The organism is Shimia aestuarii, assembly GCF_900114635.1.
Lineage (GTDB): Bacteria > Pseudomonadota > Alphaproteobacteria > Rhodobacterales > Rhodobacteraceae > Shimia > Shimia aestuarii.
In genome coordinates this window covers 1-20,015 of sequence record NZ_FOTQ01000004.1, presented here as the reverse complement: position 1 = coordinate 20,015, position 20,015 = coordinate 1, and the positions used below count along the sequence as shown (strand labels likewise).

The following is a 20,015-nucleotide window of genomic DNA, read 5'->3' as shown; positions in this document are numbered from 1 at the left end:
GTAAAGAAGGGTCAGGAAAATGGCAAAGTCGATCATGATCCCACCGCCATGACAGACTCGCTCTCCACGACTTCGATGTCTTCCGCGCTCAGGTCAGGAAAACCGCCTTCGACCCTTGCAATAATCTTGTCGGCATAGAGCACCAGCGCCACACCGGCATTGTCGGGATCTTCCGCCACCGACACTTCGCCGCCATCCCCGACCGGGGCCAGCACCATCAACTGATCCTCCGCGCCGTTGTAATCGCTAATCCACGGGCTGGTGAACTCGGCAACCCAGGGGCCGATCACGAAGGTGTCTTCGCCTTCACCGCCCTCGGCCTGATCGCCGGTTCCAAGATAAAGCATGTCATCGCCATCCCCGCCCTTGAGCGTATCCGCATCAGGTTCGTCGGTTGGACCCCACATGTCATCGTCGGTCCCGTCTTCGATGCCATAAAGCACGTCATTGCCATGCCCGCCCTTGATGACATCCTCACCCGTGCCGCCTTCGATCGTATCGTCGCCCTGCTGGCCCAGAAGCGTGTCATCACCGTTGCCGCCGCGCAGGCTGTCCTCGTTGGCACCCCCTTCAATGTCATCATCACCGGTGCCGCCGCGTAATTCGTCGTGCCCGTCTCCACCACGCAGGACATCATTGCCCGCCTGACCGTTGACAAAATCGTCGCCATTTCCGGCGCGCACGATGTCCGCGCCATCGCCAGAGATAATCGCATCGTCCCCGGTGCCACCCTCGATGCTGTCGTCCCCGGCCCCGCCGTCGATCGAGTCATCCCCGGCGCCGCCATTCAGGGTATCATCTCCGCCTTCACCGTTGATCGTGTCGGCATTGTCCGTCCCGTTGAGAAGATCGTCCGCCGAGCCACCTATAACCATTTCTCCCTGAGGGTCGCCGTGATTGTCATTGTCATCATCGTCGTCGATCCAATCGACAACGGCATATGCAATGGCAATCCCCCCAAGTATCATCAAAGCCGTCAACATGGCGCCAATCCTCAAACAAAAGCAGACGCCAAAATGTTAACACATTCTTGCCCCATTCTGAGGAAATTGAGAAATCCGTTTCGCCATCAGGGACAGTTCCCCGCCACAGGCAAAACCTGTTTCCCCAGGCGAGACAAAAGGCTCTCAAATCACGGTTGGGCAAGCCACTCCGTAACGCTCACCGCCACATTCGGACGGAAATAGGCAACCATTCTGAGCGCGTTTTCGGGCGCTGATTCTGCGGACCACGGGGCAACACCGTGCAGGCAGAGACGATGCAGCAGATAGGCTTCTCCGGGTTTCGCGCAGACCGGAACGCGTGGACAGGATTCAAAAATCCTGCGACGCGTGGTCTGGTAAACATCGGTGATGTCGACCTTTTGCCAATCCGTTTCCGGATAGGGCAGCAGCGCGGCCTGCAACGCCGCGCGCATGATCTCGTGGCTGCCCTCCCACACCACGAGCGGCGCTTCCTCGGGGGTGTTTTCCGTCAGCGGCAACCCGAGGATCCATGCGTGGCGCTCGTCAACGCGACGGCGCCGATCCGGGCCAAGGGCCTTGATCCCGTCCACATGCGCAGCATCACGATTTTCACGATAGCGGAACGCCGCCGCGCTCTCCCCTTCGCGCGGCTTGGGATATCCCGGCCTCACCACCGAAAGCTGTGCCTTGTGAAGGCGCGGCAAAGCCCCGTATAGCGCCTCGATGGCGCTTTGCGGGGCGCCCCCGAGCGGCACGCCGCCGAGCAAGGCCCCGCGCCCGTCATTGGGCAGGGCATCCACGCCGACAAACCATGTCTTCTCACACACCCACCAATGGGAAAGCGCCGGGTCGCGCATGGCGACGTCTCCGGCCTTCCGCGCGATCCCAGCCCAGCCCAATACCCCCGCATCAAACGGGATCTTCATCCAACCTTTTTGGGAAAACCCCGTCACCAACCCAGCGCTTTGCGCAGCATGTTCAACGCCACCAGCGTCAGGAACAGCGCAAATACCCGGCGCAGTGGTTTGGGGTCCATGGCGTGGGCGATCTTGACGCCAATGGGCGCGGTCAAAAGGGTCATGGACACGATAATGGCAAAGGCCACGAGATTGACCGCCCCAATGGTCAGCGGCGGTCGGTGCGCGGCGTCGATTTCAAGAAACAGGAAGCCGATCACCGAGGGCACCGCGATCAGCACGCCAAACCCCGCCGCGGTCGCCACCGCCCGATGGATCGGCGTATTGAACAGGGTCATCACCGGCACGCCAAAACTGCCCCCACCAATCCCCATCAGCACCGACATGAACCCCATGACCGTGCTGAGGACCCGCTGCAAGAGGCCCTTGGGCATCGCCTGTCCCAGCCGCCATTCGCTGCGCCCGAATCCCAGATAGGCGCCGATCACGATGCCAAGGCAACCAAACACGAATTGCAAAGTCACCGAGCGCAAGTTGGCCGCAACAAGCACACCGATAATGGCCCCCACGGCAATCCCCGGTGCCCAGCCGCGCAGGATCTCCCAATCTACCGCGCCCTTTTTGTTGTGGCTCATCACGGACCGCACGGATGTCACGATGATCGTCGCCAGCGAGGTCGCAAGGCAGATCTGCATCAGCTGCGGCCCGCCATATCCCAGCGCCTGGAAGGCATAGAAAAACGCCGGCACCAGAACAATGCCGCCCCCCACCCCCAACAGCCCGGCCAGCACGCCGGCCAGTCCGCCAATGGCAAGCAACAGGACAAACATCTGTATCAACAGGCTGGCATCAGCGGTCATGTAGGGGTCTCCGGGTCTGTTCGCATGCGCGATGTAAAGCTGATTTCGCCCGCTCCCGCAAGCGCAGTGAGCGAGCAAGAACTCAGGCCGCAGCCGCCCCACTTACATGACCAAGCGCCTCTTCGACCAGTTCCGGCCCCGCGCCGGGACGCGTCGCGCGTTCCGAAAGTGTGCGCCGCCATGCCCGCGCCCCCGGCCGTCCTGCGAAAAGCCCCATCATGTGCCGTGTGACCTGATTGAGCTTGCCCCCGGCGCTCAGGTGGCGCTCGATATAAGGCAGCATGGAGTGCGCCACGGTCTCGGCGTCGGTCTCCCGGTCAACGCCATAAATCCGGCGATCCGCCCCAAGCAGGATATCGGACGGGTTGTGATAAGCTGCCCGCCCGATCATCACCCCGTCCAGCCCCGCCGCGAGATGCTGCTCGGCTTCCTCCAGTGTCGCAATGCCGCCGTTGATCGAGATATGCATGTCCGCGAAAGCGGTCTTCATCTCATGCACCAGCGCATAATCCAGCGGCGGGATGTCCCGGTTTTCCTTGGGGCTCAATCCCTTGAGCCATGCCTTGCGCGCGTGGATCGTGATCCGCGTCACGCCCGCGGCGCGGATTTTTTCAAGGAAAGCAGGCAGCACGTCGCGCGGTTCCTGATCATCGACGCCGATCCGGCATTTCACCGTCACCTCGACCGGGCTGGCCTCGGCCATCGCCGCCACGCAATCGGCCACAAGATCCGGCGTCTTCATCAGAACCGCCCCAAACGTGCCCGATTGCACCCTGTCCGACGGGCAGCCCACGTTGAGGTTGATCTCGTCATACCCCGCTGCAGCCCCCAGACGGCTGGCCGCGGCCAACTCTTCCGGGTCGCTCCCGCCAAGCTGAAGCGCGACCGGGTGTTCCTCGGGGTTGTAGTCCAGAAGATGCACCGCCCCGCCCCGCACCAGCGCCGGCGCCGTCACCATCTCAGTATAGAGCAACGTCTCGCCTGACATCAGCCGATGCAGATACCGGCAATGGCGATCGGTCCAGTCCATCATGGGCGCAATGGACAGACGCGCCGCCCTTAAAACATTGGGTTTTTCGTTCTCTACCAAGGCTTTACGATCCCGTCCGATGTGGTTTCGATTGCAGTCGATGTAGTGCAAATGTGGTCTGATTGTGCAAACCGTTGCAAACGCCATGCAAACGAGAGTATGGATTGCAAACCACTCTGCAAACAAAGGACTCTCTACATGGCTTCGATATATAGATCACGGGACAAATGGACTGCGCAAGTGAACTTGGACGGCAAGCGCCGATCCCGGACCTTCTCGCACAAACGAGACGCCGAACGATGGGCGCGGCAAGAGGAAGCCCATCAGGACACCACAGGCACGGTCACAGCCGCGATTGCAGACCTGCGCCTGAACGATGTCATCGAAGCCTACCTTGATGAATTTGGCGATCAGGCCAGCCGATCCAAACTCGGAACGATCCGCCACATCTCGGAATTGATTGGCCGGACTCCCCTGCCCGATCTGACATCGGCCCGCATCCGGGAATTCGCGAAGATGCGTCGGGCCGAAGGCGCTGGCCCCGCCACGATTGGTCAAGACCTGACCTACATCCACACGATCTTGAAAATGGGCGGCGCGGTGCTGGATGTGGACACCGACACGGCGCTTGGAGCCTACACCAAGGCCCGCGCGATCCTGAACGCATCCGGCGCGGTAGGACGCCCCAAAGAGCGCGACCGACGCCCCAGCGACGGCGAACTCGTCGCCTTGCGCAATCACTGGGCACAACGCCGCCGCGTCGTGCCGATGTGGGATTTGACCCGGTTCGCAATCGCGACCGCCATGCGCCTGTCCGAGATTACCCGGATCAAATGGGATGATCTGGATGTGGAAGGCCGCATGATCTGGATACGGGATCGAAAGCACCCCCGCGCCAAGATCGGCAACGATCAGAATGTTCCCCTGCTACTCGGTCCTGTTGTGATCGACGGCGAGACGGTCGATCCGCTGGAATTGGTACTGGCGCAGCGTCGGGAAGCGCCGGAGATATTCCCGCACGATCCGCGAACGGTATCGACCACCTTCACCCGTGGCGTGGCGTCTTGTGGGATTGATGATCTGCGGTTCCACGATCTGAGGCATGACGGTGTTTCGCGCCTCTTTGAAGCCGGATACCAGATCGAACAGGTCTCGCTCGTCTCAGGTCATCAGGACTGGGCGCAATTGCGCAGATACACACAGATCAAGCCCGAAAGCCTTCACCGATGACTCCCGTGGTCTGGGGTCCGGTGTCGTGGTTGGTCGATCCCCCCGATCAGGAGACCGTGGACCGCCTCATAGCTGAACACGCTCACCAGCTTGGGTTTGCCGACGTGTCCGCCTACTGGGACGCCGTACAGGCCGGGAATCTGGCCTCTGAGGGTGACGACATGGCGGCATTGGCAATGCGCTACATTCGCCGCGACATCGCCCGTGTGGCTCAATCTCGTGCCGCTGCGGGCAGTGTGAGGCGCGGCAAGTGGGATGCGGTCCGGGGTGAGGCTTTGGACATCGCCGCCCGGATCATGGCGCGACGGTCCAATCTGAGCGAGTCGGCTGTTGCTGATCTGGTACTGGCGAGGTTGTCCGAAGAACATGGCGATTTACCCGACAAACGGACCGTAATTCGCTGGATGAAGAAAGTCTGACACTAGCGCCGCTAGCGCAGCGACTCGGGCAAAATCCGTGCTTATGAGGGGAGTCACCAACTGAAAAGGTGACTCGAATGTCAGAACCGAAATACATGACCGAGGCAGGCGCGGACCTGCCCAATTACGACGACGGGACACACGTCGCGTGGCGCGAACTCGACGTCCACACCCGCGCGGACCTGCTTTTGCAGGGCGTCCCCTTCCCGTCCGAGACCGCGACGGAAACCCGGTGTCGGCTGAAGCGTGATCTTGGCCTTTACGATGACGACGATCTGGCCGCGTTGCTCGACAAGAGCCACGACACGCTTGCCCGGATGCGCGTCAAAGGCACAGGCCCGACCCCGATCCGCGTTGTCCGCGAAATCTTCTATGATCGCCAAGACGTCCACGATTGGATCAAGCGCCACCGGGATGGGGGTGCGGTATGATTGAACACGATGGCTGGCTCTATGCCCCCGTCACCATGAAGCATGGATTGTCGGAACACATCCTTGCCGAAGCGAGACGCGTATCGGGTCTCTTTGAGGCTCGAAACGGTCTGACTCTCACATCCGCGTATCTTTGGGACATCGCGGTGATCGCGGGCCTTTTGCGCGAAGATCAGACCGAGCGGGCCACGCTTCACGCGCGGGCCGTCATCAACCGGACCAAGGCGCGCAAGTACGAGACCATTATCCCGGTGCAATACACTGGTGATAAGGTGACACGCCTGCCGAATGGACCCGTGGCAGAAGTGAAGTTGCTGGAAGAATGGCGCGGTTCTTCCCTGACCACTGCTATGTTTCGCAATCTTGTGGTGATCTGGCGACGCCTAGAACGTGGCGAATTCTTCGAAGCGTTGCAGGCCGCGCTGACCGTGATCGGGGGTGTGGAATGATGGAAAAAGTCTATCTCGCCGGACGCATCAGCGACGTCGACTGGCGTTTGGGTCTGATCCACGGGACATATGGATACCAACGCACGGGTGTGGAGTATTGGGAACCAAATCAGTTCCGCAATGAACCAGACCGTTTGTTGAAATTGAGCAAAACGGCTTGCGGGTATCGGGATGTCTACATGACTGGGCCGCATTTCGCGTCTTGTGATCATCGTTGCGCCCACACACACCCAGACAGCAAACACGCCCTATCTCAGATGTGTGGTGATGGGATTCACCCACATGAAGTGTTTACCCGTTGTTTGTATTGGATCGACCAAGCCGATTGGGTCTTCGTTTGGGCAGATGGTGACTATCTGGAAGCCCACGGGACGCATTTGGAAATCGGGTATGCGTTTGCCCGTGGGAAGCCGATTTTTATCGCTGTGAACAAATACGTCGACTTGGGTGAAGCGTGGATGACCTTCCGAACAGCCCGTGCTGTTGTTCATGCGCGCAACGCGGTCGAAGGTTTTCAACAGATCATGACTATGAGGAACAAAACAATTCCTCAGATGCCACCGGGTTCAGTACCGAGACCCGCATAAAAAAGACCTGACCGAGCCACCCCGCCCGGTCAGGTCACAGAAAATTACATCCAACCACGTCTGTAATACCGGGCATTCTACGCCGACGGGTGGACACCAGCAAGTCGGAGTCCGACCACCATGATTATCGGAAAGTTTGAACAAACCGAAGCCCGCGCCGGAAAACACTTCTATGCCGACGGCACAAGCGAAACGATTGGTGGATTTGTTGCCGCCAATTACGAGACGCTGCACCTGCCCACTCTGGTCGATCTGAAGACCTTCATCGAAACAGGCACCACGGCCAACACATTCCTGACATCCGGTGTGTCAGTGCATCCACAAGCCGTCGCGGTCGGTCGTGAAACCAAGCCCGGTGAGACCACATCCGAGGGCTTTCCCCTCATATCCCGCAACAACAAGAACCTGACACACAGGCCACAGGCGGGGCTTCTGGTGATCGACATCGACGGCGCGCTCGGTGACACCCTAGCGGACACCGTGGCCCGTCTGAGGGCCGCTTTGCCCGTGCTTGCCCATTACACCTGTCTGGCCGTGTCCAGCACGTCGTCGAATGTCTACGGGCCGGACGGGGCGCAGAGGAAAGGACTGGGCGGCACACACGTCTATTTCCATGTGTCGGACGCAACCGACATCCCCCGCACTCTGGACGTGCTTCACAAGCGCGCTCTGGTCGCTGGGCTGGATATGTCCCGTGTGAGCGCAAAGGGTCAGTGTCTGGTGCGCTCTGCGGTCGACATGAAATTGGAGACCCCCAGTCAGCCGATCTACATGCGCGCGGTCCTTGCCCCCGGCATGACGCAACACAAGATGGTGGAACTGATCCCCGGTCTGACCGAGGTGATCGACACGCGCACCATACTCCCCGCTCTGACCCGTGACGAGGAAGTCGCCTTTGACGCGGCAACACGTGCCATAGCGCAACGCCTGAAGCCCGAATGCGACCGGGTGGTCAAAGAGTACCGCGCGGCCCGTGTCGCGGAACTGGTGGACAATGGAATGACCGAGGACGCCGCGTTGCGGGCCGTAGAGGTCATGATGACGGGCAACACATTGCCCGAGGGTCTAACGATCTACCCGCACCGCAAAGACCCCGTGACGGTCGCGCAGATCAACGCCAATCCCACCGCTTGGCACGGGGTTGCCTGTCGCGATCCGATGGAGCCTGATTACGGTAGTTCGACAACGGCGAAGATTTACGCCGACTCCCCGGAACCCTACATCGCCTCATTCGCACACACGAGTGGCGACAAGCCCATGCGCTATTCGCTCGGGGTCGATACGTTCGCGCGGGAAGCAGCAAAGATGCCGCCGGGTGTGATGATGCCGCAGGATGCATGGGCCGATGCGCCCGACATGCACGCCGTCGTAACGGTGCCAGAAACAGAGCCTGTGGACGTCATGCAGCCGCTTGTGGGGACCAAGTTGCCTGAACACTGCGTACTGCCCGTTCTGCGGCCCCTGCTGGCTCATGAGGCCCCTGCGATGGGTGTACCCCGCGAAATTATGTTCGGGGCCTGTGTGGCGGGCGCTGCTGCGGCTCTGGACCACAGAATTGTCATCAAACCCTATGTCCATCGTGGATGGGAAGAACATCCCCGCCTTTGGATGGCTCTTATCGGTGATCCGTCAATCAAGAAGACGCCCGCCATCAACATGGCTTTGAAGCCTGCGCGCCGCATCAATAGCGACAATACGAGAACGGATAGCGCCCGCATCGCCCAATACGAGACGGACCTGAAACGCTGGAACACTGCGGTGAAGAAATACACCGACGGCAAGTCGGACGCGATGCCCGAGGGCCTACCACCGACGCACCCTGAAACCCACACCTTGTTCGTGAGTGACGTCACCGTGGCAAAACTCAGCGACATCCTGCAATGGAACCCGCGTGGCGTGACCGTGGTGCGTGACGAATTGTCGGGATGGATGGCGAGTGTGGAAGGGCGAGGAGAAGGTGCCATGAACCGCGCCGCTTACCTTCAACTTTACAATGGTGGAGAATATCCCGTGCATCGCGTCGGGCGTGGTGACGTGATCGTGGACAATTGGAGCGCATCCATCATTGGCGGCATTCAACCCGCCGCCCTGAAGGAAGCCATGAAGAACTTACCGCATGACGGGCTGTTGCAGCGGTTCTATCCCATCATCGCCAACCGCGCCGCCAAGGCCACGAACGCGGCGACGGACCCGACGGTGATGCGGGGTTATCAGGATATTGTTGCGCGACTGAGTGGGCAACGCCGGGGGCGTGACGTTCAGTTGTCGGACGAGGCAACCGCCATCTTGGAAAAATGCTGGGGTGAGGTTTTCACCCTGACCAGTAGCGGCAACTTGTCCGAGACCGTAACGGCGCATCTGAACAAGTGGGAAGGTGGGTTGTATCGCTGGGCGTTGGTGCTGCACGCAATTCATTGCGCCTGTCACGGCCTGCAAGCCGTTGACTATCTGGTAGGGGCCGAGACGGCGCAAATCGTTGCGGACCTGCACATGGACTTTTTCCTGCCCAACGTGTTCGCGCTCTATGACGACATCTTGGGCGACGGTGGTGACGGGGAACATGTGCGCTGGATTGCTGGGTATATCCTTGCACATCCCGAACAGACCGTCATCGGGCCGCGTGTGATCCATCAACACTATCGTGCGTTCAGGAAGCTGGACGATGCAGGGAAGCGCCGTGTGTTCAGGTTCCTTGAGGATGCTGGATGGGTGACGCCCAACGATGAATCTTTCCTGCCACGTCATTGGACAGTGAACCCGCGCGTGCACACAAAGTTCACTGAGCAGGCTGTTGCCGAACGTGAACGCAGAAACGCAGTTATTGCCAAGATCAAGGGTGTAGACATTTGAGCCTTAGCGCGCGCGAGAAACAAATTCACCTTTATAATAATAATAAGGTGAAAAAAATCTCTCCCCGTATGCAAGGCTCAAATGTCTACAAAACAGCCCCCCAACATGGGCCAATCGCGCGCGCAAGGCTCAAATGTCTACAGAGGAAAAAACGATGAATGAACGCGATTACGTGGCTTCTGCGCTTGCTCAGATATTGGAATGGAGCAATGGTCGTCTGCCAAAGAACCATGCGTTTCGCCGCGAGTGTGAATCAGCTATCGCCAATCTGAAGGACGTTGGCGTTTACTCGTTGCCCCCTTTCATCTTGTCGCCATACCCATCCGATTACGTCGGCAGAGGAAAACCAAGACCAACAAGAGCCGATTACGTGGCGATTGGACATCTCTGCGAAACTTTGGCGGATTTGTTGGACAGTGATGACAGGAAGACTCGTGGTTGGTTGCGTGGCTTGGCGTCCAACTGTTCCAGATCATCTGTTGTGTATAGGTGAGCATTCCGGGATATAGCGCGATCCAACAGAGGCCCCAAGAAGGTATAGCGCGATCCGCTATCCCCAACCCCTGATCAACACTGGCTATAGCGCGATCCGCTATCGTCCCGACGGCGGACCGCTCCGATCCGATGGCTCCCCGACACCAGCCAAGCACCACCCCGACACCAGACCGGGATCGGCTCGTAGGGGGGCGGTGGGTCGTATCTGGACTTAAGGGGTGCGGAACCGCACGGGGGAGTGAATCTCAAAAACGAACGGGCAAAATGACCAACCTTCCCGTCACTGGAAGGTTTGATTATACTCGGTCTACGCGCGCCCCGACGCGCACAGCCCGCCCTATATCGGAACGAAATGGAACTAGATCGACTCATCGCAGAAGAACGCGCCGCAGCGGCGATCCAACACGCCCGGCGGATGATCGCGCGCCATGTCGGCGCTCCGACCAAATACGAGCGGCTGGATTTCTACACACATCAGATCACGTGTCTGGAAACCACCATCGCCTTCACCACGGCGCGATCCAGCAAGGACATTTTTGACCGATGGAAGGCAGCTTATGAATCACATTGATGCAACGGCCTGCGCCCGTCTCTGGTCCGCAGCGCTCGAAGCGCAAATAAAGGCCGCACGGCGCGGAGATGCCGCCGCAATCCATTGGCTGAAAACATCCGGCCCAGCGGTCGCCGCCATGCTGGGTATCGACCCGGATGTCATCTTGGACCTCGTGAAACACAATATATAGGTTTAGGTACGACCAAAACCCAACATCTTGTGCGAATCACCTACATCGTGCACCCTGACCGCGACGGGCCGGGTGCGAAGACGCTTTGCTGATCCGCTCGGTCTCGTCGAACACCCGAACCATGGGACCGAGAAATATGACACTGACCGTCCGCACCGCGCCGACATTGGCTCGACGCCTCGTTAAATCCACAGGCTACATCCGCCGAGAACTCGCAGCGGCAAGCAGGGCCGAACAAGCAGGCCGCGACGGAGCGACCGAGACCCGGCGCAAGCTGACATCCATATTCACCGACCGTCTGAGGGAAGCAGAGCAGGCCGTCGAAGATACCCTCAAACGAGCCGAAGAATTTGAACGCGCAGTCCATATCCTGTGCTTCAAGCAACCCGGCGCTTTCCACCCGTCGCCCGTCATCGGGGCGGCAAAGCGGTGTCTGGCGTTGGGTTGCGCAAATCCCGTTCTGATCGAAAAGCTGGAACGCGCCGCCAAGCACGCCCGAGACGCCGCAGATCGCGCCGAGAAGCGCCTTGTGGATGCCGAGGCCGATCTGGACGCGACCCGGCTCCATGGCGAATTGCTGGGCGCTCTGCCCGGTGCTGGTTTCGATACCAAACATCCCGACATCAAAGACCTGCGCCGAAAATATAACGCCGCAGCGAACGCATCCAGAAAGGCCCGCACATGAGTGAGTTCCGAAATCCATATCGCCGGAAAGAGGCCGAACCAGTTCTGACCCAAGCGCAGATGCAGGTCATCGCCCGCGCCATGGGCGAACTGATCGTCAAACACGTGAAACCGCTGCGCGACCGCGTTGCAACCTTGGAGAAGACGCTGGAACACGCGCAGGCCGATGCCGAGGCCGCGCTCGAAAAACACGCCGATGAATTCACACTGGATGATCTGGAAAGGATGGCCCGCAATGCGAAATGATCACAAACTCCGCGCCGCGATCCGCGCCGATTACACACTGGCAAAAGCCAAGCTTCTCGCCGCCGGATGTTCGGTCGTGGATGCCAAGCGAGAAGCCGCATCCTTTACCCGGCGCGTATGGCGCGAGGTGGCCGAAGAAAAGTCCATCACCGGACAAAACCGCATTCGGAGCGCCCTGCGCGCCGTGATCACAGGAGACTGAACAATGCCCAAAGATTCCACCGCCGTGATCGGCGAAATCGAAAACCCGATTTTGCGACAGAAGGTTGCAACAGAGCGCGACCGAATGCGCGCCGAACGCGCGCTGGACCTTGCCCATGAGGAACTGAAAAACGCGGAAGCGGCGGCGGCGCGCTTGCCTGCCGTTGAGGCCGAATTGGCGACCGTGCGGCGCATGTTGGATCGCCCGGTCAAGCTGGATGCCACGCTGAAGGCACCCGCGCAGGCCAAGCCTTCGGTGAAGGCTCCCACGGCGCTGGGAACCATCGCTCTGGCGGTCTCTGCTGAGATTGTCCGGCGTCTGGATGGCACCGACCCCGCTGACTTTATCAAGCAGGTTCGACCGGGGGACGAATGGCGACTGGTGCGTCGTTACGCGCAGAAAGCCGCAACTGATCCGGCCTATACCAACGTCGCAGGATGGGCGCAGGAACTGACCTGGACCGGACTGGGACCGGACTTTGTGGACCGCGCACCGAGCGCGGTTATCCCCCAGCTTCTCGGGGCTGGCGCGCGGGAAATGAATTTCCGTGGTCATAACGCGATGTCGTATCCCCGGCGTCTTCGGGACACCCTTCCCGCCGCGTGGAAAGAGGAAGGGACGGAAATCCCGGTCAAGGCGGGCATGTTCGGATCGGTCACGCTCAACCGTTATTCGTTGGGCGTCATCGCCACCTTGTCGGAAGAAATTCGGCGCGTATCGCGTCCGCAGATCGTGGACGTTGTTCAGCAAGGTATCATTGACGACAGTGCCCGAGCGCTGGATGGATTTTTCCTCGACGCCAACACCCCCGTCGCAGGCGTCCGCCCCGCTGGTATCCTGAACGGAGCCACATCGCAGGTGAGTGCGGGCAATGATGTTGATAGCGTCCAAGTAGACCTCAAATGGCTACTCGGGCACCTCATCGGCATCCGCGCCCGTCGCCCCGTGTTCATCATCAACCCGCTCCGCGTGGCGTCCCTGTCACTGACCACGGCCCCCGGCACAGGCACCCGTCCCTATCAGGCCGAACTGGAACGTGGCACCCTTGCAGGTGTCCCGCTGGTCATTGCCGACAACGCGCCCGCTGATCAGGTCATCGCGATGGATGCGGACTCGTTGTTTATGGGGATCGACATTCCCGAAATCGACATGTCGAACCAAGCGATGTTGGTGATGTCGGACGATCCCGCGAACGACAGCGGCGGCACCCCAGTCCGGTCACTCTTCCAAACATGGGAAGTCGCGCTCCGGTTCGTGCAACCTGCATCGTGGGGTTTCGGGCGTCCTGATACCGTGGCCACGCTCACATCGGTGGATTGGTAAATGATCGTCTCAATCGACCATGACGACGCCATCACGGCCCGCATCAGCATCAACGGCGCACACCGCGCCACACTGACCCACCCCGGCGCTCTGAACGCCGCCATCGGCGCGTATCTCGTTGACCTGAACCTGCCTGCGCAGGCGACGGTCTGGGTCGCGCCTGAAGGCCGCAAAGCCACCCCTGCCGATGCTGGGCAATACATCGGCGCGGCAAAGGTCTACGCCGAGACCAACGGACCGAAGGCGCTGGCTCAATTGTTGAAGGGGGCACTGACATGAATCCCGATCTGGAAACCGTCAACTCGTTGATACTCGACCTGATCAGACAGGCGCTACTCGACGGCGCGGCGATGCAGAAGACCCCCGGCGCTGACGTCAGCGAGACCATGCGTGACCTGAACGAGCGCAGGCTCACCATTCTCCAACTGATTGATGCGGATCGTGCTGCAGGATGAAATCGGCATAGCCCTGCGGCTCGCTTGGGCCGCTGAGGATGACGAAGCATTCGCGCGTCACGTGACGGCCCTATGCCGTGATGTGTGGCGTCTCGTGCGGTCCGATCCCTTCCCTGATCCGGTGGCGCTGGCACATCACATCGAAGGCGTCCAGATGGGCGATGGAGAAGAACTTCTGCATCGCATTCTCAGCTTTGGGGAGCGCGTCCTGCAATGAGACTTCCGACCGTCCCTGACAACGCTTACCGCAAGGGCGTGCGGCCCGTGTCCTTCAAGGGCGCGCGCAAGAACAAATATGGCAAGATCAACCTCAACCGGGTCGCCGCGCGCAATGAACTCTACAGGCAGATCGGTGAGAGTATCGTGACCGCGACTCGCAAGACCCACATTGATCTGGCGGCGGAATATCTCGCAAAGTATCAGGCGCAAGGCGATTTCGATCCTGTGGAACCAGATACCGCGATGGTGATCGACACGAAAATCCAGCGCAGCGGATGGAATGCCAATCTCGTCAAATTTGGTGGGCGGATCGTTTACCTTGAAGCACCGCCGCTGGAGCGGGTTGCAGAGGCCGCAAAAGAAGCATGGGATTTCCTGCTCGGTCGGTACGAACAATACCCGTGGCTCGACAGCCAAGGTGCTTATGGTGACATGCTCGTTGTTTTTGCCGACGGCAAACAGGTCGACATCGGCGCGCTCGACACGATTGAACCGAAGCCGACGCGGATTACCATCGCCGCCGCTGCACCCTACTCGGGCAAGCTGGAGCGCGTGACGGGTGCCACGGGCGGGCTGATGTCGTTGACGATTTCGACCATGATCGCGCAGGGCTGGGATTCCGAGATTGCCCTGCGACACAAGTATGTTCGCGGCCCGCGCCGCAAAACATCCGGCGCGGCGGTGATGGTCCCGGTGATGGAATTCGGCGTTATCGGATCGTTCCGCACAAGAGCCGCAGAACCGGGCGGTAAAGCCCGACTCGGCGCGCGACGTCGCAATATTCGCCAATACATCCGTCGCCGCAAACGACAGCGCCTGAAGGGCAAACGCGCCGACAATCTGACACTCAGGGCAATCGCCCGAAATCGGGAGGCCATCCGCAATGAATGAACGTACCGCATCTTATCATCAGGTTGTTCTGGACATTGATGCCGATCAGGTGAAGCGGACCATCCGCGATACGAACCGACAGATCGCGAATTTCACAGCCCAATTTGACCGGGCCGAAGTAGAGGCGAAGAAATTCACCCGCGCCACGACAAACACAAATCGTGCATTAAAATCCAACGGTCGCTTTGCTCAACAAGCTGGCGTCCAGATGGGCGATTTCCTCGTTCAGATCGGCAATAATCAAAATGTTCTGGTGAGTGCGTCTCAGCAGTTGAATCAGATGTCGTATCTGTTGAGCGGACCTTGGGGGATCGCCTTCACGGTTGCCACGGGTGTGTTGGCCGCTTTCGGGACGCAAATCCTCAAAACCGATGAGGGTTTGAACGCCTTCAAGAAGACGCTGGAAGAGACCCGCCAAGCGACGCGCGATTTGGAGCGCGCGACCCAGCGCATCCAGTGGTCGATCACGCCTGAACAACAAGCGGCGCTCGACAACTACACGAAAGCTTTGGAGGAACTGCGGAAAGTCGAAGAGCGCCTTACAACAGGCGTCGGTGGCGCGCGCGGGCAGGCACTGGAAGACCTGCGCCTGAAGACAGCGCAGGATCGTGTCAAGGCGGCGGAAGAGGCCGTCATTGCCCTCAACGCGCAGACTGCGGCCCATGAGCGCGCCGTGCCGTTTGTTGAGGCGATCAGCAACCAGATCGCGAACTGGTACGACTGGCTGCGTGGCGCGGCAGACGAAGCTGGACGGCTGGCCGATGAATTGTCGCTTGGTGCAGGCTACTACACCGCCGCGACCCGTTCGGGCATTGTGTCCGGTGACGTCCCGCCATGGGCGGCTGGGGACTTGCCACCGACCGCTGGGGAACTTGCGTGGGAACGCATCCTTGAGGGTCGTCGTCGGGCCGCTCGTCAGACGGATACCAGTACAGGCGGTGGCGGTGCCACTGGTGCCGACAATTTGGTCTCCGATGTGGAAAAGGTCATCGACAAGCTGATCGAAGCAGAACGACAGGCCGACCAGTTTGGCGAGTCGCTGGATGTGGCCCTTGGCGGTGTGGCAAGCAGCGCGCTGGATGATTTTGTGGACGGTCTGGTGACGGGCGAGTTGGCGTTCAAAGACTTCGCGCGCTCGGTCCTCAACGATCTGGCCAAGATCATGGTGCGCGCGATCATCGTGAATTCGCTCATGTCGGCCTTTGGCGGCATCCCCGGCAACCCGACCAACACCATGCAATCCATCATTCAAGGTCTTGCTGGCATCCAGCGGTTCGGCAAAGGCGGGATCGTCAACGGACCGACACTCTTCCCCATGTCGGGCGGTGCGGGGCTGATGGGTGAAGCGGGTCCAGAGGCCATTGTGCCTTTGCAAAGGGACGGATCGGGGAACCTTGGTGTCGGTGCCAGCCCGGTTGTGATCCACAATTACACGGGCGCGCAGGTGCAGGTTGAGGATCGCGAGGGTGAACGCCACGTGATCATCGGACAGGCGCTGGAAGCCGTGCGCAACGATTTCAGCAAGTCCATGGCCAGCGGACAGGGAACCTTTGCCCGCGCGCTGGAAGCGGGCTACCCGGTGCGCAGGAAGGCGACCTGACATTGCCGGGTCGGTGTCCCGAATCCTGCAAATGCAGGAAATGGGACACTCTGACCAACCCGTTGAAAACACTGAGGAAAATGGTGGTGTGGATTCTGGCGGATTGGAAACCGCCAAAAAAGACCGTGAAAACAATGGCAGTAACCAGCACAGCGGAGGGGGTAATACCCCTTCCTCATCTGACGACAAAGACACCAAAGCCATGCGCCGCCTCAACCTTGCCAGTCAGGTCCGTGATGGCGCGCTCTCCCTGAATGCAGCGGGCAATCAACATACGGTCGTTGCTAATAGCAACAAGCAGACGGACCCAGACACCAAAGCCATGCGCCGCCTCAACTCGTAACGCACCATTGCCGGGTCGGTGGGTGTGTCAGACTGGAAGGTGCGTGGAATCCTGCAAATGCCGGATTCTACGCACTCTGACCAACCCGTTGAAAATACTGAGGAAAATGGTGGTGTGGATTCTGGCGGATTGGAAACCGCCAAAAAAGACCCGTCAATCGGGCCGTGGAAGCTGGCTACCAGAGCCGCAGGAAGGCGACTTGATCCCGGACCCGGAAACGCAAAATGTCGTGAGTGAATTTCTCCGACGACACTTTGCGTTACGCCACGTCACGCTTGTATGTAACGCAAAATGTCATCTACTAAATTGCGACATGACACTTTGCGTTACAGGAATGACAATGAACCAAGGGGAAGCAATCGCCTTTGCCAAGGCTGAAGTCGAAGCCAGCCGTCGGGGTTGGTATCACATCCACAAATATGCGTGGACGAACGAACCACGGTACGAGCCTCACGAACAGAACGAACGCGGCGAAACGGCCCAAGACCTGTTTGACCGCATCATGCGGTCGGGTGCGCGTTCTTCGCTGGATACCGCCAAAGTCGCAATCGGTGATTTGACGGGTCACATGTACGTCGCGCTTGAACAGGGCGACATGGATCGGGTCTGCGAACTCGCGGCCCGCGTGGTCGAACAGCGGGGCGAGAACGCCCGTATGCGCCGTGAGAAGCGCCAAGCGGACCGTGTGGCAGAAGACATGGCGCGTGGGTCGCGCGTCTGTAAACACTGTGGCGAGACGCTGGAACCCGGCACCCATGCACGTCAGAAGTATTGCAGCACCAAATGCCGTGTCGCGGCGCATCGGAGCGCCAAGAAATGACCGACACCCGCTGTGACTGCAAACAAATCTGCAAACGCAAGCCTGACCGATTCGCCTAAGCGTATGTAATTGCGCCGTATTGCGCCCATGTGTCGACACAATCCATCATGGGTGCCACGCTCAACCGGGCTGCCTTTTCTACGCTGTGTTTCAAGTGGCCAAACTCTCATGAACCGGGATTCCGTGCCGCACGCCTCTCCGGATTTCACGTTGCTTCCGGGGAAATTCGAATCGCGCGCTCTACGGTGTAACACATCCGGCAAGCGCAAACAGCGATCCGGGAAAGGGGCTATTGCACGGGTCCTTCGCATTGTTCAAGCAATTGACAACTCCGACACTGCCGCTCCGTGCGATCAGTTGACGTGCACCTTACGCAATCTGTTTGATTGATCCGTCACCGTGGCGACAGGGTTACTGCCACGAGATCAGTTGCGCCGCGCGCCCGTCGGCCATGGCGCGCGCAGTATAGAGAATACGGGACACCACATTCAGCTCCTCGACGATCAGGGCCCCCTTGTGCGCCCGTGAGAAGCCCGCCGAATATGCTTCGAGCACGGCCCCCGTGTTCTCGGGAAACTGTTCGATCAGCCCGATATATCCCAACACGTAGTCCCAGCCGCGCGGCCGCATCTGCGCCCGCTCGAAATCACAGCCCATCAGATGACCTTCCGCGCTGTTCAGGAAACTTGTCAGCGCGGTATCGTTGCGCGACATGGCCCGCCCGCAAAGCGGGATCTCGGACAGCATGTCCCGCGCAATGCGGATGCGTTCCATATCAAACACACCGCTGAATTGCTGCAGGTAGGTATACCAATTGCCACAGGCATCTTCGCTCGGCACGACGCTGTCCAGCTCCGCCAGCCAGACCCCCAGCTTCTCTGCGAACTGGGTCGGACTGAGGGACGCGTTGCCTTCGGCCTCTGCCGCCGCGCCGGACCATTCGCACAGAAGAAACCGCGGCTTGTCCGCGTAGGCGAGAATGCGCGGCACCAGCCCACTTTCCCGCAGGGCGCAAAGTGCGGCCTTTTCCCGTTGGTAGGCATAGTCGGTATGGGCCGGATCAAACAGTTTGAGATAGGCGCGACGCCCGCCCGCGCGCACTTCCAGAGACATCGCAGTGCTGCCATAGCGGATCAGGTCGAATTCAAGCGCCGCGCCAGATTTGCGCCCGGAAACGATCCGCGCGATGCCTTCGAGCCGGCCCGCCAGACGCGACCGCACGACCGCGTGCCACTGCGCGCCCTGCGGTTTGACCCGCACTCCTGCCTTGTCCTGCATCAGCTCCAAAGCGCTGCCCTCCGGGACAGACGAAACCCTACACGTTCGCCTCAATCTTCTAGTCACAATCGCCCCGATGGATTTGGAGCTTTTCGAACCCTAGTCAGGCAATCGGGTCATCTTTGGGTAGAATCGCGATAAGATTGGGGCAACTCGGGGGCGCTCGGGGACAAAGTCGGGCGGCGTTTCATCGTTTCGAATCCTGCCGCGACAAGACCGTGACGCGATTTGTCACACCTCCCCAGTAGTGGGTATAAGCGCTAACAGCTTCCGCCCGGTAAACTGCCACGCCGATCCATCCCCGCAAAGCGCGCCACCAAACCATTGCAAATACAGTAAATTTTCTGTGAAACTAAGAGATTTTACAAACCTACAGCAATGAATGGAAAATACTTTACAAAAACTTTGTTATGTTTCCGTAGCTTATTCCCTTATTTTCAGTCTGCAATATGATCCTCTGGCAACTGGATAATGCTCTGCCACCTGCCAGGGCTCTTTTTCCAGATCCGCATTCTTGTACCGAGGGAGGAGCCTCTATGTCGTCTGAATCCACCGAAAACCGCACCTACCCGCCGTCATCTGCACTTGTTGCGCACGCGCATGCGGATGGGGCGACTTATGATGCGATGTATGCCGCGTCGATTGCCGATCCGGAGGCGTTCTGGGCCGAGCATGGCAAGCGGATCGACTGGATCAAGCCGTTCACCAAGGTCAAGAGCACGTCCTTCGCGCCCGGTGAGATCGACATCAAGTGGTTCGAGGACGGCACGCTGAACGTCAGCGCCAACTGCATCGACCGGCATCTGGAGACCCGCGCCGATCAGACCGCGATCATCTTTGAGCCCGACGATCCCAACGAGGCGGCGCAGCACATCACCTATAAACAGCTGCACACCCGCGTCTGCCGTTTTGCCAACATTCTCGAGGAACTGGGCGTGCGCAAGGGCGACCGCGTCGTCATTTACCTGCCGATGATCC

At 59.6% G+C, this 20,015-nt stretch carries 25 protein-coding genes; 20 read left to right on the top strand and 5 right to left on the bottom strand.

The genetic code is table 11. From position 1 onward, the window contains the following. Positions 1-32: 32 nt before the first annotated feature. The 4 genes from BMZ35_RS11090 to dusA all read right to left on the bottom strand — a co-directional run bounded on the left by BMZ35_RS11090 (position 33) and on the right by dusA (position 3,832). Complete coding sequence (locus BMZ35_RS11090) at positions 33-983, bottom strand: calcium-binding protein (protein ID WP_093093928.1); 951 nt, start codon at positions 981-983, stop codon at positions 33-35. Between the two features lie 149 nt (positions 984-1,132). After that, the gene (locus tag BMZ35_RS11085) at positions 1,133-1,891 is read right to left on the bottom strand and encodes a phytanoyl-CoA dioxygenase family protein (protein ID WP_242654769.1); all 759 of its coding nucleotides are present in this window, start codon (positions 1,889-1,891) and stop codon (positions 1,133-1,135) included. Positions 1,892-1,914: 23 nt separating this feature from the next. Then, positions 1,915-2,742: a sulfite exporter TauE/SafE family protein gene (locus BMZ35_RS11080; RefSeq protein ID WP_093093926.1), complete on the bottom strand. Its 828-nt coding sequence runs from the start codon at positions 2,740-2,742 to the stop codon at positions 1,915-1,917. A gap of 82 nt (positions 2,743-2,824) precedes the next feature. After that, positions 2,825-3,832 (bottom strand): tRNA dihydrouridine(20/20a) synthase DusA, encoded by a 1,008-nt coding sequence (dusA, locus tag BMZ35_RS11075; protein WP_278247143.1) that lies wholly within the window; start codon positions 3,830-3,832, stop codon positions 2,825-2,827. A 138-nt stretch (positions 3,833-3,970) separates the two neighbouring features. Here dusA and BMZ35_RS11070 point away from each other — a divergent pair, with 138 nt between their 5' ends. From BMZ35_RS11070 to BMZ35_RS10980, 19 genes are all read left to right on the top strand, one after another. Continuing rightward, a complete protein-coding gene (locus tag BMZ35_RS11070; RefSeq protein WP_165610059.1) occupies positions 3,971-5,002 on the top strand; it encodes a tyrosine-type recombinase/integrase in 1,032 nt (343 codons plus the stop codon). Then, entirely contained in the window at positions 4,999-5,421 is a 423-nt protein-coding gene (locus BMZ35_RS11065; RefSeq protein ID WP_093093924.1) for a hypothetical protein, read from the top strand. The genes BMZ35_RS11070 and BMZ35_RS11065 overlap by 4 nt, the downstream gene beginning before the upstream one ends. Positions 5,422-5,498: 77 nt before the next feature. Further along, entirely contained in the window at positions 5,499-5,852 is a 354-nt protein-coding gene (locus tag BMZ35_RS11060) for a hypothetical protein (RefSeq protein ID WP_093093923.1), read from the top strand. Next, positions 5,849-6,301 carry a hypothetical protein gene (locus BMZ35_RS20905; RefSeq protein ID WP_093093922.1) on the top strand — a complete coding sequence of 151 codons (453 nt, stop codon included), beginning with the start codon at positions 5,849-5,851 and terminating at the stop codon, positions 6,299-6,301. Before BMZ35_RS11060 ends, BMZ35_RS20905 begins: the two co-directional genes overlap by 4 nt. Next, positions 6,298-6,888 (top strand): nucleoside 2-deoxyribosyltransferase, encoded by a 591-nt coding sequence (locus BMZ35_RS11050; protein WP_093093921.1) that lies wholly within the window; start codon positions 6,298-6,300, stop codon positions 6,886-6,888. Before BMZ35_RS20905 ends, BMZ35_RS11050 begins: the two co-directional genes overlap by 4 nt. Positions 6,889-7,008: 120 nt before the next feature. Next, positions 7,009-9,738 carry a DUF3987 domain-containing protein gene (locus BMZ35_RS11045; protein ID WP_093093920.1) on the top strand — a complete coding sequence of 910 codons (2,730 nt, stop codon included), beginning with the start codon at positions 7,009-7,011 and terminating at the stop codon, positions 9,736-9,738. An 847-nt stretch (positions 9,739-10,585) separates the two neighbouring features. Beyond that, positions 10,586-10,804: a hypothetical protein gene (locus tag BMZ35_RS11040; protein ID WP_093093919.1), complete on the top strand. Its 219-nt coding sequence runs from the start codon at positions 10,586-10,588 to the stop codon at positions 10,802-10,804. After that, complete coding sequence (locus BMZ35_RS11035; RefSeq protein WP_093093918.1) at positions 10,791-10,976, top strand: hypothetical protein; 186 nt, start codon at positions 10,791-10,793, stop codon at positions 10,974-10,976. The genes BMZ35_RS11040 and BMZ35_RS11035 overlap by 14 nt, the downstream gene beginning before the upstream one ends. A gap of 136 nt (positions 10,977-11,112) precedes the next feature. Next, the gene (locus BMZ35_RS11030; RefSeq protein ID WP_093093917.1) at positions 11,113-11,661 is read left to right on the top strand and encodes a hypothetical protein; all 549 of its coding nucleotides are present in this window, start codon (positions 11,113-11,115) and stop codon (positions 11,659-11,661) included. Further along, on the top strand, positions 11,658-11,906 hold the full coding sequence (locus BMZ35_RS11025; RefSeq protein ID WP_093093916.1) for a hypothetical protein: 249 nt from the start codon (positions 11,658-11,660) through the stop codon (positions 11,904-11,906). Before BMZ35_RS11030 ends, BMZ35_RS11025 begins: the two co-directional genes overlap by 4 nt. Next, the gene (locus tag BMZ35_RS11020) at positions 11,896-12,108 is read left to right on the top strand and encodes a hypothetical protein (RefSeq protein WP_093093915.1); all 213 of its coding nucleotides are present in this window, start codon (positions 11,896-11,898) and stop codon (positions 12,106-12,108) included. Before BMZ35_RS11025 ends, BMZ35_RS11020 begins: the two co-directional genes overlap by 11 nt. Positions 12,109-12,111: 3 nt before the next feature. Continuing rightward, positions 12,112-13,431 (top strand): phage major capsid protein, encoded by a 1,320-nt coding sequence (locus BMZ35_RS11015; RefSeq protein ID WP_093093914.1) that lies wholly within the window; start codon positions 12,112-12,114, stop codon positions 13,429-13,431. Then, positions 13,432-13,710 carry a hypothetical protein gene (locus BMZ35_RS11010; RefSeq protein ID WP_093093913.1) on the top strand — a complete coding sequence of 93 codons (279 nt, stop codon included), beginning with the start codon at positions 13,432-13,434 and terminating at the stop codon, positions 13,708-13,710. It abuts the gene before it with no gap. After that, positions 13,707-13,886: a hypothetical protein gene (locus BMZ35_RS11005; protein ID WP_093093912.1), complete on the top strand. Its 180-nt coding sequence runs from the start codon at positions 13,707-13,709 to the stop codon at positions 13,884-13,886. The genes BMZ35_RS11010 and BMZ35_RS11005 overlap by 4 nt, the downstream gene beginning before the upstream one ends. Next, positions 13,864-14,103, top strand: a complete 240-nt coding sequence (locus BMZ35_RS11000) for a hypothetical protein (protein WP_093093911.1) — start codon at positions 13,864-13,866, stop codon at positions 14,101-14,103. The genes BMZ35_RS11005 and BMZ35_RS11000 overlap by 23 nt, the downstream gene beginning before the upstream one ends. Then, positions 14,100-14,996 carry a hypothetical protein gene (locus BMZ35_RS10995; RefSeq protein ID WP_093093910.1) on the top strand — a complete coding sequence of 299 codons (897 nt, stop codon included), beginning with the start codon at positions 14,100-14,102 and terminating at the stop codon, positions 14,994-14,996. Before BMZ35_RS11000 ends, BMZ35_RS10995 begins: the two co-directional genes overlap by 4 nt. Beyond that, positions 14,989-16,596, top strand: coding sequence for a phage tail tape measure protein (locus BMZ35_RS21105; RefSeq protein WP_093093909.1), 1,608 nt, complete (start codon positions 14,989-14,991; stop codon positions 16,594-16,596). Before BMZ35_RS10995 ends, BMZ35_RS21105 begins: the two co-directional genes overlap by 8 nt. Positions 16,597-16,627: 31 nt before the next feature. Then, positions 16,628-16,939, top strand: coding sequence for a hypothetical protein (locus BMZ35_RS10985; RefSeq protein ID WP_131814363.1), 312 nt, complete (start codon positions 16,628-16,630; stop codon positions 16,937-16,939). Between the two features lie 340 nt (positions 16,940-17,279). Next, the gene (locus BMZ35_RS10980; RefSeq protein ID WP_093093907.1) at positions 17,280-17,759 is read left to right on the top strand and encodes a hypothetical protein; all 480 of its coding nucleotides are present in this window, start codon (positions 17,280-17,282) and stop codon (positions 17,757-17,759) included. A 411-nt stretch (positions 17,760-18,170) separates the two neighbouring features. Here the strand turns inward: BMZ35_RS10980 and BMZ35_RS10975 are convergent, their stop codons facing one another. Beyond that, complete coding sequence (locus BMZ35_RS10975; RefSeq protein ID WP_165610058.1) at positions 18,171-19,037, bottom strand: hypothetical protein; 867 nt, start codon at positions 19,035-19,037, stop codon at positions 18,171-18,173. Between the two features lie 536 nt (positions 19,038-19,573). On the opposite strand from BMZ35_RS10975, the gene BMZ35_RS10970 reads away from it, so the two are divergent. After that, a partial coding sequence (locus BMZ35_RS10970; RefSeq protein WP_165610057.1) for an acetyl-coenzyme A synthetase N-terminal domain-containing protein occupies positions 19,574-20,015 on the top strand: 442 nt, incomplete at its 3' end.

What these genes read in the sequence shown, in the direction of transcription:
- BMZ35_RS11090 (WP_093093928.1), bottom strand. Translation starts at nt 983, where the DNA reads ATGTTGACGGCTTTGATGATACTTGGGGGGATTGCCATTGCATATGCC.
- BMZ35_RS11085 (WP_242654769.1), bottom strand. Translation starts at nt 1,891, where the DNA reads ATGAAGATCCCGTTTGATGCGGGGGTATTGGGCTGGGCTGGGATCGCG.
- BMZ35_RS11080 (WP_093093926.1), bottom strand. Translation starts at nt 2,742, where the DNA reads ATGACCGCTGATGCCAGCCTGTTGATACAGATGTTTGTCCTGTTGCTT.
- BMZ35_RS11070 (WP_165610059.1), top strand. Translation starts at nt 3,971, where the DNA reads ATGGCTTCGATATATAGATCACGGGACAAATGGACTGCGCAAGTGAAC.
- BMZ35_RS11065 (WP_093093924.1), top strand. Translation starts at nt 4,999, where the DNA reads ATGACTCCCGTGGTCTGGGGTCCGGTGTCGTGGTTGGTCGATCCCCCC.
- BMZ35_RS11060 (WP_093093923.1), top strand. Translation starts at nt 5,499, where the DNA reads ATGTCAGAACCGAAATACATGACCGAGGCAGGCGCGGACCTGCCCAAT.
- BMZ35_RS20905 (WP_093093922.1), top strand. Translation starts at nt 5,849, where the DNA reads ATGATTGAACACGATGGCTGGCTCTATGCCCCCGTCACCATGAAGCAT.
- BMZ35_RS11050 (WP_093093921.1), top strand. Translation starts at nt 6,298, where the DNA reads ATGATGGAAAAAGTCTATCTCGCCGGACGCATCAGCGACGTCGACTGG.
- BMZ35_RS11045 (WP_093093920.1), top strand. Translation starts at nt 7,009, where the DNA reads ATGATTATCGGAAAGTTTGAACAAACCGAAGCCCGCGCCGGAAAACAC.
- BMZ35_RS11040 (WP_093093919.1), top strand. Translation starts at nt 10,586, where the DNA reads ATGGAACTAGATCGACTCATCGCAGAAGAACGCGCCGCAGCGGCGATC.
- BMZ35_RS11035 (WP_093093918.1), top strand. Translation starts at nt 10,791, where the DNA reads ATGAATCACATTGATGCAACGGCCTGCGCCCGTCTCTGGTCCGCAGCG.
- BMZ35_RS11030 (WP_093093917.1), top strand. Translation starts at nt 11,113, where the DNA reads ATGACACTGACCGTCCGCACCGCGCCGACATTGGCTCGACGCCTCGTT.
- BMZ35_RS11025 (WP_093093916.1), top strand. Translation starts at nt 11,658, where the DNA reads ATGAGTGAGTTCCGAAATCCATATCGCCGGAAAGAGGCCGAACCAGTT.
- BMZ35_RS11020 (WP_093093915.1), top strand. Translation starts at nt 11,896, where the DNA reads ATGCGAAATGATCACAAACTCCGCGCCGCGATCCGCGCCGATTACACA.
- BMZ35_RS11015 (WP_093093914.1), top strand. Translation starts at nt 12,112, where the DNA reads ATGCCCAAAGATTCCACCGCCGTGATCGGCGAAATCGAAAACCCGATT.
- BMZ35_RS11010 (WP_093093913.1), top strand. Translation starts at nt 13,432, where the DNA reads ATGATCGTCTCAATCGACCATGACGACGCCATCACGGCCCGCATCAGC.
- BMZ35_RS11005 (WP_093093912.1), top strand. Translation starts at nt 13,707, where the DNA reads ATGAATCCCGATCTGGAAACCGTCAACTCGTTGATACTCGACCTGATC.
- BMZ35_RS11000 (WP_093093911.1), top strand. Translation starts at nt 13,864, where the DNA reads ATGCGGATCGTGCTGCAGGATGAAATCGGCATAGCCCTGCGGCTCGCT.
- BMZ35_RS10995 (WP_093093910.1), top strand. Translation starts at nt 14,100, where the DNA reads ATGAGACTTCCGACCGTCCCTGACAACGCTTACCGCAAGGGCGTGCGG.
- BMZ35_RS21105 (WP_093093909.1), top strand. Translation starts at nt 14,989, where the DNA reads ATGAATGAACGTACCGCATCTTATCATCAGGTTGTTCTGGACATTGAT.
- BMZ35_RS10985 (WP_131814363.1), top strand. Translation starts at nt 16,628, where the DNA reads ATGCAGGAAATGGGACACTCTGACCAACCCGTTGAAAACACTGAGGAA.
- BMZ35_RS10980 (WP_093093907.1), top strand. Translation starts at nt 17,280, where the DNA reads ATGAACCAAGGGGAAGCAATCGCCTTTGCCAAGGCTGAAGTCGAAGCC.
- BMZ35_RS10975 (WP_165610058.1), bottom strand. Translation starts at nt 19,037, where the DNA reads ATGCAGGACAAGGCAGGAGTGCGGGTCAAACCGCAGGGCGCGCAGTGG.